The sequence below is a fragment of the Malaciobacter canalis genome, assembly GCF_008000835.1.
Classification (GTDB): domain Bacteria; phylum Campylobacterota; class Campylobacteria; order Campylobacterales; family Arcobacteraceae; genus Malaciobacter; species Malaciobacter canalis.
Genome location: NZ_CP042812.1, coordinates 1,012,466 through 1,026,673, shown reverse-complemented (window position 1 = coordinate 1,026,673; position 14,208 = coordinate 1,012,466). Strand labels below are relative to the sequence as shown.

At 27.8% G+C, this 14,208-nt stretch carries 13 protein-coding genes; 6 read left to right on the top strand and 7 right to left on the bottom strand.

Annotated features, from left to right (window positions below; translation table 11 throughout):
* Positions 1-73: 73 nt before the first annotated feature.
* Positions 74-508, top strand: a complete 435-nt coding sequence (locus tag ACAN_RS05245) for a globin domain-containing protein (RefSeq protein WP_099334076.1) — start codon at positions 74-76, stop codon at positions 506-508.
* Positions 509-517: 9 nt separating this feature from the next.
* Here ACAN_RS05245 and ACAN_RS05240 read toward each other — a convergent pair whose 3' ends face one another.
* From ACAN_RS05240 to ACAN_RS05220, 5 genes are all read right to left on the bottom strand, one after another.
* Positions 518-1,798, bottom strand: a complete 1,281-nt coding sequence (locus ACAN_RS05240; protein ID WP_099334075.1) for a SagB family peptide dehydrogenase — start codon at positions 1,796-1,798, stop codon at positions 518-520.
* Positions 1,799-1,801: 3 nt separating this feature from the next.
* Entirely contained in the window at positions 1,802-2,017 is a 216-nt protein-coding gene (locus ACAN_RS05235; protein ID WP_079576996.1) for a hypothetical protein, read from the bottom strand.
* 118 nt (positions 2,018-2,135) lie between these two features.
* On the bottom strand, positions 2,136-5,324 hold the full coding sequence (locus tag ACAN_RS05230) for an NAD-glutamate dehydrogenase domain-containing protein (RefSeq protein WP_099334074.1): 3,189 nt from the start codon (positions 5,322-5,324) through the stop codon (positions 2,136-2,138).
* A 128-nt stretch (positions 5,325-5,452) separates the two neighbouring features.
* Complete coding sequence (gene ybaK, locus ACAN_RS05225; RefSeq protein WP_079576998.1) at positions 5,453-5,920, bottom strand: Cys-tRNA(Pro) deacylase; 468 nt, start codon at positions 5,918-5,920, stop codon at positions 5,453-5,455.
* Between the two features lie 122 nt (positions 5,921-6,042).
* On the bottom strand, positions 6,043-7,743 hold the full coding sequence (locus tag ACAN_RS05220) for a protein adenylyltransferase SelO family protein (RefSeq protein ID WP_191287723.1): 1,701 nt from the start codon (positions 7,741-7,743) through the stop codon (positions 6,043-6,045).
* 187 nt (positions 7,744-7,930) lie between these two features.
* Here ACAN_RS05220 and ACAN_RS05215 point away from each other — a divergent pair, with 187 nt between their 5' ends.
* The 4 genes from ACAN_RS05215 to ACAN_RS05200 all read left to right on the top strand — a co-directional run bounded on the left by ACAN_RS05215 (position 7,931) and on the right by ACAN_RS05200 (position 12,090).
* On the top strand, positions 7,931-8,326 hold the full coding sequence (locus ACAN_RS05215; RefSeq protein WP_099334072.1) for a hypothetical protein: 396 nt from the start codon (positions 7,931-7,933) through the stop codon (positions 8,324-8,326).
* 57 nt (positions 8,327-8,383) lie between these two features.
* Positions 8,384-8,905, top strand: coding sequence for a hypothetical protein (locus ACAN_RS05210; protein WP_099334071.1), 522 nt, complete (start codon positions 8,384-8,386; stop codon positions 8,903-8,905).
* A gap of 12 nt (positions 8,906-8,917) precedes the next feature.
* Positions 8,918-9,979: an agmatinase family protein gene (locus tag ACAN_RS05205; RefSeq protein ID WP_099334070.1), complete on the top strand. Its 1,062-nt coding sequence runs from the start codon at positions 8,918-8,920 to the stop codon at positions 9,977-9,979.
* 137 nt (positions 9,980-10,116) lie between these two features.
* Positions 10,117-12,090: a DUF2075 domain-containing protein gene (locus ACAN_RS05200; RefSeq protein ID WP_099334069.1), complete on the top strand. Its 1,974-nt coding sequence runs from the start codon at positions 10,117-10,119 to the stop codon at positions 12,088-12,090.
* 299 nt (positions 12,091-12,389) lie between these two features.
* On the opposite strand, the gene ACAN_RS05195 is transcribed toward ACAN_RS05200, so the two are convergent.
* The gene (locus tag ACAN_RS05195) at positions 12,390-13,310 is read right to left on the bottom strand and encodes a manganese-dependent inorganic pyrophosphatase (RefSeq protein ID WP_099334067.1); all 921 of its coding nucleotides are present in this window, start codon (positions 13,308-13,310) and stop codon (positions 12,390-12,392) included.
* 151 nt (positions 13,311-13,461) lie between these two features.
* On the opposite strand from ACAN_RS05195, the gene ACAN_RS05190 reads away from it, so the two are divergent.
* Positions 13,462-13,971, top strand: a complete 510-nt coding sequence (locus ACAN_RS05190; protein WP_099310497.1) for a ferritin — start codon at positions 13,462-13,464, stop codon at positions 13,969-13,971.
* A 21-nt stretch (positions 13,972-13,992) separates the two neighbouring features.
* Here ACAN_RS05190 and ACAN_RS05185 read toward each other — a convergent pair whose 3' ends face one another.
* Positions 13,993-14,184: a sodium-dependent tyrosine transporter gene (locus tag ACAN_RS05185; protein ID WP_099310496.1), complete on the bottom strand. Its 192-nt coding sequence runs from the start codon at positions 14,182-14,184 to the stop codon at positions 13,993-13,995.
* Positions 14,185-14,208 lie beyond the last annotated feature (24 nt).

Here is a 14,208-nt window from a genome sequence, read left to right as displayed (position 1 = left end):
AAAACCTAATACTGATTTTTCTTTTTTTTATATTAATATAAGTGTATATTTTCACAAAAACAAAGGTTATAATATGCAATTTAATATAACAGCTGGACAAGTAGGAATTAGACCTCCTGTAAATCTTCCTGATCCTAGATTTTTAGAAGTTTTAGGAGAAGAGAAAATAAGAAAATTAGTATCTGATCATTATAATTTATTAAGACAAAGTAATATAAAAGGACTTTTCCCTCCAACAGATGAAGGCTTTGAAAAAGCAAAAGAGCACTCAGCAGATTTTTTTATACAAATTTGTGGAGGACCTAAATACTTCAATGAAAAAAGAGGTGCACCAATGATGGCAGCAAGACATAGTCCTTTTAAGATAAACCAAGAAGCAAGACGAATTTGGTTAGAAAGTTATGCGATGGTACTTGCTCCACTTGATATTGAAGATGATATAAAACAATCTTTTTGGAACTATATAGATATTTTCTCTATTTGGATGATGAATAGTAATGAAAACTAAGCTTTATGCTTAGTTTCCAATAGCTAAAGCATATAAAACCATACTATTATCTTCTATAAATTCACAAACCTCATCATCATAATAAGCGCCAATTCCACTACATCCATAACCTAAATAGTTTGCAATCAAATATAGTCTATGACCTATAATTCCTGCTTTTTGATAAGCTGCTTGATAGTTTTTTGATTTTGTAGTAAGAAAAAAAGTAACGGCACTATCTTTTCCCAAATCTTGCTCTAAACATAAATAACCAGCTTTTGTTTTAAAATCACCCTCTTTTATATAAGTATTATCTTTATATAAACCCAAAGGCATAGAAACAACTCTATTTATAACACAATAAATATCAATAGCTTCATCACAATCACTTGTAATTGGCTCATTTAAAATCTCTAATACTTTTAAAAACTCATCTTTTTTTATAGCTTTTAAACTAAAATCTCTAATTGAGCGCCTTTTAAAAACTGTTTGTTTAAATATCTCTTTGTTATAAAAAAAGTTTGGAGATAAATTTTGTGAATGCTTTTGCTTAATGCTTAAAGATTTTTCATAAGCTTTTTGAATTAACTCATTTTCTTCAAAATAGTAAGTTCCATCCACTTTTGGTAAATCCAAGTTACATACTTTTTCTACCTCTTCTAAAGAGTTTGAACCTACAACTACACTTGCTTGAAAAAACTCTTCATTTGAAAAATTAAAAAGTTTATTTAAAGCCTTTTTATCAAAATCATAAATAATTTTATACTTTTTATCATGTAAAAAACTACTAGCTTCTAAAGTTCCTAGTAAATGCCCTGAATCAAGTAAACAATACCTAAAAGCTCTATTTTTATATTTCCAAGAAGAACGAAAATATAGTGATGAAATAAAGAAAATAAAACCATTTACTTTGTACTTATGATTTATTAAAGGCTCAATTCCATCATTTGTAATCTCTTTTAATAGTGTAATACTTGAACTTTTAATATCAAAATGATAAATACCATCTTTTATATTCTCATTGTTTCTACTTTGAAAATATATTTCATTTGGATAAAGAGCACCTGCACTGGGATTTATTCTTAAATAATACTCTACATTTGGATAGATTTTCTTTGCACTTAATCCTGCAATATAATATAAAAAGCTATGATTTATAAAATCTAAATTTAATTCATACTTTTCAAAACTATCATATGATTTGAAAACCATTGGTTGGTTTTCCCAACTTAATCTATTTGGATAGTTTCTAACTGAAAAGTATGAATGTTTTGTATTTAGATGATAATCAAAAAATTCATCAAATTTCATTTATCATCTTTTTGAAGTATCAATTCCTGGATTTTCTTGTGTTCCAACATAATCATCATCAATTTGACTATAATTGTATTTAAAACTTGCGTATATAGCTCCTACAATTATTATTAATGCAATTACTAATCTTACAGTATTTCTTTTACTTTTAGATTCATTTCCATCATAATCTTCAATTTTATGCATACTTAACTCGTCATCTTCATACTTACTCATAATATGACTCCTTTATATTATTAAGTCAATATAACTAATAGTTTCTTAACTAAAAGGTCATAAGTTTAAGTTATGGTACTTTTTAAACTTATCTTTATAATATACATAAAAGTGTATATTATATAGTAGAAACCATTAGTTGATTTACTGTTGTTACAATATCTTTAATATCTTTTTCTTCTTTTGTCATAAACACATCAAGATGATCTCTTAACTTATAAAAAGTCTCTTTTTCATTTGCAACAAAGTTTGAAAAAGCAGTTTCTGGGGCTTCATTTACTCTTTTGAAGTTTAATATCTTTTTTGTATAGTGAACAACAATATAGTCAATAAACTGTAAAACCTGATTTCTAAGTATAACATCATTTCTTGAATGAAGTTTTAATTTGCTTAAAGAAACAATTATTTCTAAAATATTAAACTCATGAATTAGTTGATAAAATAGTACTATTACATCTTTAAATGTATGATTAGTATTCTCTTTTATAACTACTCCTGCAACGGCAAATCTTAAGTAATCAATAACACTAAAGAAAAGATTAAACTCTTCATCATTAGGAATCAACTCTTCAATTTTTTGAGTATGAATTTCAGCAAGTTGTGAGAATAGTTCATTTTTATGATCAAGTATATGAGCTGAATCAACTTGTGTTTTATTCATATATTTAACCATCCATTTAGTACTTGTAAATAAAATATACTCTAATTTAGCAATTAGTTTATATTGTTTGTCAATATTCATAATATAATCTTGAGAATAAATTTTTTCTCTTATTTCATTTGAACCAAATAACTGTTTTACAATTAAATATGATTTTATTTTTTGTAAAAATTTATCCTTACCTAATTTCTCATAATCTCCTATAAAAGTAGACCCTTGTGAGTTTATAATTATATCTGCAATTTTTGTAGCAATTATCTCTCTTTTTAAAGGATGATTTGTTATTTCATGTTCATATGCACTTACAAATGATTTGGGAAAATATCTATAAAGATACTGTACTGCAAACTGTTCATCTACTAAAGTTGATTCTAAAAGAGTTTGTTTAATAAAGATTTTTGAGTATGATAAAAGTGAACTTAAAACAGGTCTTACGATTGAGTCATTTATATCAACTACATCTTCTAGATTCTCATTTTTAGGTATATAAAAGTCATGTCTATTAAAAGCTGTTACATATTTTTCTAAAATCTCTATTGTCTTTATAAAATTATTTTTATATTTTCTTGACAATCTTTCATCCATAGATATTACTAAAGATTGATTATAATTATTTTGCAATACCAAATTTACAACTTGGTCTGTCAAACTATGTAGTGTTGCTTTTGTTTCTTGTTCACAAAGTAAGCCCTGCTCTTTTATAATATTTAATAAAATTTTTAGATTTACTTCATGGTCAGATGTATTTACTCCACCTGCATTATCAATACCATCTATATTTATTTTTCCACCATTTAAAGCATATTCGATTCTAGCTTTTTGAGTAAATCCTAAATTTCCACCCTCACTTACAATTCTTGCTTTTATATCTGTTGCATCTACTCTTACTGCTTCATTTTGCTTATCACCTATATCAAGACTATTTTCATCACTTGCTTTTACATAAGTTCCAACTCCACCATTAAATAATAAATCAACATTCATAGTAAGAAGTTTTACACAAAGTTCTTCTCCACTAAGGGTTTTTTTACTTGTACCAATAAGTTTTTTTATTTCAGGTGTTAAAACTATCTCCTTCTCACTTCTTAAAAATACTCCACCACCTTTTGAAATCTTTTCTTTATCATAAAAGCCCCAACTTCCTTGCTTTGAATTAAAAAGTCTTTTTCTCTCTTCAAAACTTACTTTTAAATCAGGATTTGGATCAATAAATATCTCTTTATGACCAATTGCTGCAAGTAGCTTGAACTTGTCTGATTCTATCATTCCATTTCCAAAAACATCACCACTCATAGAACCAAGTCCCATTACAGTAATTGGGTCTTTGTAAATATCAATACCCTCTTCTATAAAAAATCTTTTTGTTGACATTAAAGAACCACGAGCAGTAATACCTAAATCTTTATGTCCATAACCATTTGAGCCACCACTTGCAAAAGCATCTCCTAACCAATAGCCTCTACTAATTGCTATATCATTTGCAACATCACTCATAGAAGCAGTTCCCTTATCAGCAGCAACTACAAAATATGCATCATCACCATCATAAGCTACTATTCTTTCATCTCTTACAATTTTTCCATTTACCATATTATCAACTAAATCTAAATTTGAATTAATAAATAAAGAGTAGATTTGTTCAAAATACTCTTTTGTGATTTCTGATATATCTTTATTTATTACAAAACCACCTTTTGAACCATCTGGAATAATAATAGAGTTTTTACCCTCTTGTGTAATCATAAGAGATTTTATCTCTTGTCTATAATCTTCATGTCTATCACTCCATCTAAGTCCACCTCTTGAAATTTTACTCATTCTTAAATGAATTCCATAAAAATCAGGGTGATAAATAAAGTTTTCAATATTTGGTTGTAAACCTCTTAAGTTTTCTGAAAAACTTTTTGTATCAATTTTAAAAGCAGTTGTTTCTTTACCTAAAAAATAGTTAGTTCTTAAAAGTGACTTTAAAAAAGAGAAAGTCAATTTTAAAATTTTATCATCTATGATTTGAGGAATTATTTTTATCTCTTCTTCTATTTGAAGTTCTAAGCTTTCTAAATCTTGCTTTCTTTTAGCTTTTTGTTTTGGATCAAATTTTTTGTAAAAGTAGTTTAAGAAAAGATTTGAAATTTTATGATGTGTTGTAAGAGTAGTTAATATTGTGTCTGCATTTATTGTTAAAACAGCTTGGTCTAAATACTCAATAAAAGCCTTTAGAAGATAAACTTCTTTTACTGTAAGGTTTTGCAATAATACTAAAGAGAATAGCTTTGAGTGATGAATTTTATCATCTTTTAATGTTTGTGTAATAACATTTTCTAAATTCTCTTTTGCTTTTTTTACTATATTTACATCTTTTATATGTAAATTAAATCTACTAACATAAATGATTTTTGATTTATTTGAAATATTATAAGTTACTTCATCTACTATTTCAAATCCAATATCATGTAAAATAGGTGTAATAGTAGATAAATAAAGTTGATTGACAGAATAAATTTTTATATGATTTGAGTTATTGTCTTCATGAATATGAGTTACAATGCACTCATCTAAAACTTCTTGAAAAAATTTATCTGATACTTTTAAGTCCTCTTTTGTTAATAACTGAGAGCAAACAGCTTCAATATCTGAAGTAGCCATAGTCTTTCCTTTGTTAGTAAGTTATAAAGATTATCTATTAACAAACTTTATATATAACTTAAACTATAGTTACTTTTGAATAAGATACAAAATTATTTAAGAAATTACTTTTTATGATTAAGATTGACTTATGCTTTAATATCTTCTATTTTTGCATTTAATATCTTTTGCAATTTAACTGCACTTAGTTCAATATCAAGACCTCTTTTCCCACCACTTACAAAAATAGTACCAAAACCTAAAGCATCACTATCTATAACAGTAGGAAGCAATCTTTTTTGTCCTAAAGGAGAAATTCCTCCTACTAAATATCCAGTTACTTTTGAAGCCTCATTTTTATCTGCCATAACTACTTTTTTTTCACCTAAAGCATTGGCTATTTTTTTTAAACTAAGTTGATTTGAAACAGGCACAACAGCTACTGCAAGTTTTTTAGGTGCTATTTCAACAAGTAGCGTTTTATAAACTCTATTTGCATCTAAACCTAATTTTTCTACTGCTTCATTTCCAAAATCTGTATTATTTGTATCATGTTCATATTTATGTATTTTAAAATCACATTTATTTTTTTTCAAAATATTTATTGCTGGTGTCATAAGCTAAAAAATCCTTTTTTATTTATCTATGCTTGCTATTTATTTTCATAACAAATATATATTTAATAAGCAATGCATTTTCTATTTTAGCACTTTTTAGCTCAAAAATAAAATAATTTAACCTATGAAGAGCAACTAACATGGGAAATACCAGCCATCCCAAAAAGATTTGAAGGCTTTTTATTATAATACTTATCTTCAAACTCTTTACTATTTTCAATATATGGATTTGTCATTACTTCTTGTAACTGTTTTACTAATTCATAGTTTCCCTCTTGGGCTTGTTCGTATGCTAAAACCAAATACCACTCTTTTAAAGTATACTTTGGATTAACTGATTTCATTTGATTTGAGACTTTTTTTATAGACTCATTTGAGTTTATATCTATTTTTGTTCTCCATTTTTCTAACCAACTATTCCATCTTAATTTGATATCTTTATTTTCAAAGTTATCATAAAAACTTTTTTCAAGTTCATTGATACTATTAGGTATATTTGATAACTCTCTAAAAAATATAGTATAATCAACTTTAGTTTCAATCATTAGATTTATAAGCTCATCAAACAATTCAAAGTCAAACTTATCAATTCCTAATTTACTAGCCCACATATTTTCTATTTTTATGTGCATAATCTTTGAAAAGTTATTTTCAATCTCTTCAAGTTCTTTTAAACTATTTAAATTTGAACTAAGCAATGGTTTTAAAGAACTACAAAATGATTTAAAATTCTTTTTTGCTGCATTGGGTTGATTAAAAAATGAAAAGTGCATTCCCCCACCAGTCCAAGGTTGGTATTTAGGGTCAAACATATCTATAAAACCAAAAGGACCATAATCAAGTGTAAAGCCTCCTGCTGCACAATTATCACTATTGAAATTACCTTGACAGTATCCAACTCTTATCCAATTTGCAACTAAAGATGTAAGTCTATTTTGGAACTGTTTTGCTAATAGTATTAATTTTTCTTCTAAGTTTAAATCACTATTTATTTCATCATTGTATTCTCTATGAATTAAATGTAAAACAATCTGTTCTAACTCTTCATATGCTTTTTTATGTTCATTTTTTCTAGCTCTTCTAGCAAAAAGTTCAAGTTGACCAACACGAATAAATGAAGGAGCAACTCTTGTAGTAATTGCCACATCTTCTTCAATCATCACTTCAGGATCTCTTGAATAAGAGTTATTTCTAAACCATGGTCTTTTTACTTGCTCTTTTTTTGATGTAAATAGACTCAAAGATCTTGATGTTGGAACTTTTAGAGCATGCATGTGCTCTTGTGCTAAAAACTCTCTTATACTTGATCTTAATACAGCACGACCGTCTGCACCTCTACAATATGGTGTTCTTCCAGCTCCTTTTAGTTGAAACTCCCATCGTTTACCATTTATAACTGCTTCAAAAACAGAGATTGCTCTACCATCACCATATCCATTCCCTGTTTGAAAAGGACATTGTGCATAATACTCAGTACCATAAATAGATAAAGCATATCCAGTTGCCCAAGATATATTTTCCATAGGATAAGATATATTTGACATATCACCTGAAAACATTTTAATAAAGTCATCTGATTTTATTAAACTCTTATTAAAACCCAAATCATTAAAAAAGTTTTCACTATGACATATGTATATGGGTTCTTTAATAGCAGTTGGTTCTACACTTACATAATGACCACTAAAAACCTCTCTTGATTCTTTGTTATCACCATTGAATTTTGCATCAGGATCACAATTAAGTCTGTTTACAAAAGAGTAATCAGCTAATTTTGCAAATTGTTCAAATGTTTTTATATCTTTTTTTAAATTTTCTTTCATTATTTATTGTCCATTAATTTTTATCTATTAAGATTTTTAGCATAAGTATTTGAAATACATAGCAAAAATAGGATTTAGAAATTTTTATTAAGTCAAAAATAAATTTAAAAATTTAGACTTTCAAGAGATATCTTTCAATTATATGTTAAAATCAAATATTAATTTATATTTATTTCAAGGTGTTTTAGTGGCAATTTTTACTTTACAATCATTAGCAGGTGGATTTCTAGATGAAGATTTAGAACATTTTAATAAAATCTTTGATGACTGGTGTATTCAATTTGATAGTTATGAAGATGCAATGGATATATTGCAAACTTTACAGAATGATGAAACTATTGATATAGTTGAGATTACACCATTAAGTTATCCTAAATATTTTTTTAATTCTCTTCAAGGTACTATTTATACAACAAGACAAGTTGAAGATAAAATTATTTGTGTTGTAGAACCTTTTATAGGATCAAATTTTAGAATTGCAATATGTGATTTGAACACTAAAAAAGTAAGACTTACAAATACTAGATATAAAAGTATTCCAAATATAGAGAATGCTTTTGCTAACTTTGGTGATACTGAATAATTCACTAAGTAAATTATATATTTAGTTTAAAAGATAATATTTAGGAGTATATTTTAAATGAACAGATTAAACAAAAACTCTTTAGAATCATTAGAGTATTTAAAAGAGTTGTGTGAAAAAGAGATTATATCTTGGCCTATAGATTTTGAGTTTTATCAAGCTAGTAAAACACAATTGGAAGAAACACTTAAATATTGGTTTGGCAATGAAACTTGGTCATCTTCTGGTGATAGTTTTATTCAGTTTGGCAAAGATGCAAGTGGCTCAATGTTTCTTTTATGGTTTTATCCAAAACTAAAAACAGAACCGCCTGTTGTTTTTATGGATTCTGAGGGTGATGCATATCTTGTTTCTTCATCTATTACAGAGTTTGTTAAACAAATGGCTTCAGGCTTTTTATTTTTTAGTGGCTCATGGATAGAGCCTAATTCAAAAGAGAAAAAAGATTTAAATTGGACTCTTTTAAAAAAACTAGTAAATGAGCACTTTGGTATTAAACATATAAACCCAGAAGAGTTAACTAAAATTGCCAAATTAAATCATCCTAGTTTTTCTGATTGGGCTGAAAGTAAAATTTAATAGGAGAAATTGATGTCTTATAGAACTTTAAAAGAAGAGATAAAAGTATTGGAATTAGGCTTACCTCCAATGGAAGATGATGGTTTTATTGGTGGAAGATTAGACCCAAAAGAAGCTAGTTTAATTTTACTTCCTGTTCCTTGGGAAGCAACAGTTTCATTTGGACAAGGAACAGCAAAAGCACCTGATGCTATAAGAATTTCAAGTCATCAACTTGATGTGGAAACATACCACTATATTAAGCCTTATACTGCTGGAATTGCTATGCTTGAAACTGATAAAAGTTTATTAAAATTAAGTAATAAAGCTAGAAAAAAAGCTTTGAAAGTAATTCAAGCACTTGAAAAAGGAACTACAAAGAAAAAAGCATTAAACTTTGTAAATGAAGCTTCTAAAACTTTAAATGACTCTGTTTATAAAAAATCAATCAAACAAATCAAAAAAGGTAAATTTGTAGCAGTTGTAGGTGGTGATCACTCTTGTCCACTGGGACTTATCAAAGCTTTAAATGATACTCAAGATGAAGCCTTTGGAATATTGCATGTTGATGCACACCATGATTTAAGAAAAGCATATGAGGGCTTTACCTATTCCCATGCTTCTATTTTTTATAATGTTATGAATGAATGTGACAAAATCTCAAATCTTATTCAAATAGGAATTAGAGATTATAGTAGTGAAGAGGCTTTGAGAATGAAAGAGTATGGGAAAAAAGCTGATTGTTTATATGATACACATATGCAAGAGAAACTTGCATGTGGAAAGTCACTAGAAGAGGTATATTTTCCTTTTATTGAGCAACTTCCACAAAATGTATATTTATCTATTGATATTGATGGCTTAGAACCAATTAACTGCCCAAATACAGGAACACCAGTTCCAGGAGGACTTAGATATAGTCAATTAGAACATCTTATTTTCATGGTAGTAAAAAGCGGTAGAAATATAATAGGATTTGATTTATGTGAAGTAGGAGTTAGTAAAAACGCCTGGGATGAAAACGTCGGCGCAAGAATTTTATACCAACTTAGCGCAGCCTTACTAGCAAGTCAAAATAAAATATCGTATAATTAAAGAAAAGACTAAATGAAGGTTTTCTTTTATATTTTAGACCAACATTATTTATATTATAAAGATAACATATTTAAGGCTATTTTATATAAAATGTATTATTAATAAATAGTTAAACCAATATATAGGAATATATTAAATTGCAAAGATCTTATTACTCGAATACAATTAGTAAATTTATTAAAGAAGATACAAATAAAATTCTTGGTGAACTAGCAAGATATCACAATCATGCTTTAGAAAATTTACAAAAAAATGCCTGGATAAAACAAATAGAATTATTAAAGCAAGCATTTTATATTTATACTAGTGGCCATATTTTTTTTGAATTTGCAATTCCTAGAATGGGAAAGCGTGTTGATAATATTATTATTGTCAATGATTCAATTTTTGTTATTGAATTTAAAGTTGGTTCAACAACATATGACAATAATGCAATAGAACAAGTTATAGACTACGCACAAGACTTAAAAAACTTTCATGAAGGCAGTCATACTCAAAAATTATTTCCTATACTTATTTCAACTGAAGCAAAAAGTGTTGAAAATAAAATTGAGCAATTACAAGATAAACTATATAAGCCACTTTTAACTAATAAAAATTCTTTTTTAAACATCATAAAAGAATGTTTAAATTTAGGGGAAGAACATATTATATGTCCATTGTCATGGAAAGATTCAATATATAAACCAACTCCAACTATAATTGAAGCAGCTCAAGCATTATATAAAGGTCATAATGTTCAAGAAATTTCAAGGTCAGATTCTGGTGCTATAAATTTGTCCATTACAACAGATAAAATTAACCAGATTATAAATAGTTCAAAAGAAACAAATAAGAAATCAATTTGTTTTATTACAGGTGTTCCAGGTGCGGGCAAAACACTTGCAGGCTTAAATATTGCAAATGAAAGAATGAATATTGATGAAAAGGAACATGCAGTTTTTTTATCAGGAAATGGTCCATTAGTTGATGTATTAAGAGAAGCTCTCACAAGGGATGAAGTTAATAATGCAAAAATGAGAGGGAAAAAGCTAACAAAAAAAGAGGCTGCAATTAAAACACATGCTTTTATTCAAAATATTCATCATTTTCGCGATGACTCATTAGTTACAAATAAAGCACCTATTGAAAAAGTGATAGTATTTGACGAAGCTCAAAGAGCTTGGAATCAAGAACAGACAAGTTCTTTTATGAAAAGAAAAAAAGGACAAGATGATTTTGAGTCATCAGAACCAAGGTTTTTAATTGATGTAATGAATAGACATCAAGGCTGGTGTACAATAATTTGTTTAATAGGTGGAGGACAAGAGATAAATACTGGTGAGGCTGGATTAGAAGAATGGATTAGTTCGTTAAAAAATCATTTTCAAGATTGGAATATATATTTATCAAATTCAATAGTAGAAGATAAAAATTACTTGAGAGATAATACATTAAAAGATTGGTTAAACGAAAGTGCTAATATAGATAAAAACTTGCACTTATCAGTTTCAGTTAGATCTTTTCGCTCAGAAAAGCTATCTGATTTTATTCATTCTATTTTAGATATCGACAGAACAAAGGCTACAAGCTTGTATAATAACTTTTTAAAAAATGATTATCCTATATTGGTTACAAGAGATTTTGAAAAAGCAAAAAAGTGGTTAAACTCAAAAGCTATTGGAAGTGAAAGAAGTGGTGTAGTTGCATCATCTGGAGCGTATCGTTTAAGGCCATTTGGAATAAATGTAAAAAATCAAATTGACGCTCCTATTTGGTTTTTAAACAATAAGGATGATATTAGATCTTCATATTTCAATGAAGAAGTTGCAACTGAATTTGATATTCAAGGACTAGAACTTGATTGGACATGTGTATGTTGGGATGGAGATTTTTATTTTCATAACAACCAATGGATGTTTAGAAAATTTAAGGGTACAAAATGGCAAAATATCAATAAAGACATCATAAAAAATTATTTATTAAATGCTTATAGAGTTTTACTTACGAGAGCTAGACAAGGAATGATTATATTTATACCTAATGGATCAGTAGATGACAAAACAAGGTTATCAGAGTTTTATGATGAAACCTTTAACTATATCAAGGAAATTGGTATACAAGAGGTTTAACAAAATGCAGGAGCCAATAAATTACCCTGCAGATGATTTATTGGCTCACTTTAAACGTAGATATCTATTTTCACTTACGCACGAAACTATTTGTACCTTAAGAATAGTACTACTGTATGCACTCTTTATGAGTTTTCTCGAAGAAAGTGCATACAAGCAAGGTAGACAACAAATATCTAACTGTAAGGAAGTTTTGAATTAATCAAGTCGTTTGCTTGCTTTTTATCTTAACTTTTTAGAACTAAAAAATAAAATTTAGCTCTTAAAAAAAAGATAGCAATTAAGCTATCTTTTTTTATTTATGCAAATGCTGGTTCTAAGAAAGGGATAATTTGTTTTTTTCTTGAAAGACAAGCGTCTAACCAAACTTTTCCATCTTCTAGTTTTACATCAAATGCTTTTTCAAATACAGATGTATCTTCTGATGAAACAAGTACTTCAGAACCCTCTTTCATAATATCAGTTAAAAGTAAACAAGCAGTATGTAAATCATTTTCAACTCTAAGTGCATCTAAATCAGCTTGTAATTTATCTTTTACATTATCAAAAATTGCCAAATCAACAACTTCAAGTTGTCCAATACCAACAGCACTTCCATGCATATCAAATGGTTTGTAATCTCTTAAAATAAGCTCTCTTACAGGAACTCCATCAACTGCTGATTTTACTTTAAACATCTCCATACCCAATGCACCAAAGTCTTCAACACCAGCAATTTGTGCAAGTTCTCTAACTATTTTAATATCAATATCTGTACATGTTGGTGATTTAAAAATAACAGTATCACTTAAAATAGCACAAAGCATAACACCAGCAATATTTGCAGGAATTTCTACACCATGATAATCATACATCTCTTTTACAATTGTGTTAGTACAACCAACAGGTCTAATCCAACATTCAAGTGGTGTTGAAGTAGTTAAATCTCCTAATTTATGATGATCAACAATACCAACAATAGTAGCTTCATCAATATCTTTTGGAGCTTGACCTCTATCTGAATAATCAGTAATAAAAATCTCTTCACCAGCAAACTCTGTTTTAAGTTCTGGTGCTTCAAAACCAAATCTATTTAAAATAAATTGAGTTTCAGGAGAAACTGGTCCTTGTCGTGCTGGAATTGCCTCACGCCCTATTTTATTTAATAAATATGCTAAAGAGATAGCTGAACATATTGAGTCTGAATCAGGAGTTGTGTGTCCACATGTATAAATTGCCATAAAAAAATATCCTTTTTATTGTTCCCCAACAAAAAGGGAACCAGTTGTATTTTAAATTTTGTGATTTTATCTAAAGTTTTGTTATGTTAGTTTTAAACAAGTATATTACTATTACTTGTTATAATTAATATAATTAAAAAAAGGAGACAACATGATTAGTAAAGATTTACAAGAAGCATTAATAGAGCAATTAAACAAAGAGTATCACTCTGCATATATCTATCTTGGTATGAGTGCATACTGTTCAAAAGAGGGTTTTAATGGTGCATCAAATTGGTTTTTAATTCAGTATCAAGAAGAAGTTGCTCATGGAATGAAACTTTTCAAATACCTTGAAGACCAAGATGTAGAGATTAAACTTCCAGCAATTGATGAAGTTAAAGTTGAGTATAAATCTTTACTTGATGTATTTAAAAAATCATTAGCACATGAACAAAAAATGACTAAAAATTTAAATATTTTAAGTGATTTAGCTATGAAAGATAAAGATCATGCTACATATAGCTTACTTCAATGGTACGTAACAGAACAAGTTGAAGAAGAAGCAACAGTAAAAGAGATTATTGACCATATCAAACTTGTGGGAGATAACGGATATGGATTATATACAATAGATAAAGAGCTAAGTGCAAGAGTATTTAACGATCCTACAAATCAATAAGAGGAAAAACCTCTTATTGTATTATTTTTCTATTTTCAAAAACTTTTCAAGCCATTGATCTGCTTCTTCAATAGAAGCAAATTTTTGAGATTTTGCAACTTGGTCTTGACCTTCATAAAATCTAATTCTTATTCCATCTTCTACTTGATCAATTTTTATTCTAGTAATTCTTGCTAGATTTAAGTAAACTCTATCATTTAATTTAACAAACATGTTTTTGTCCTTTTATTTTATTAT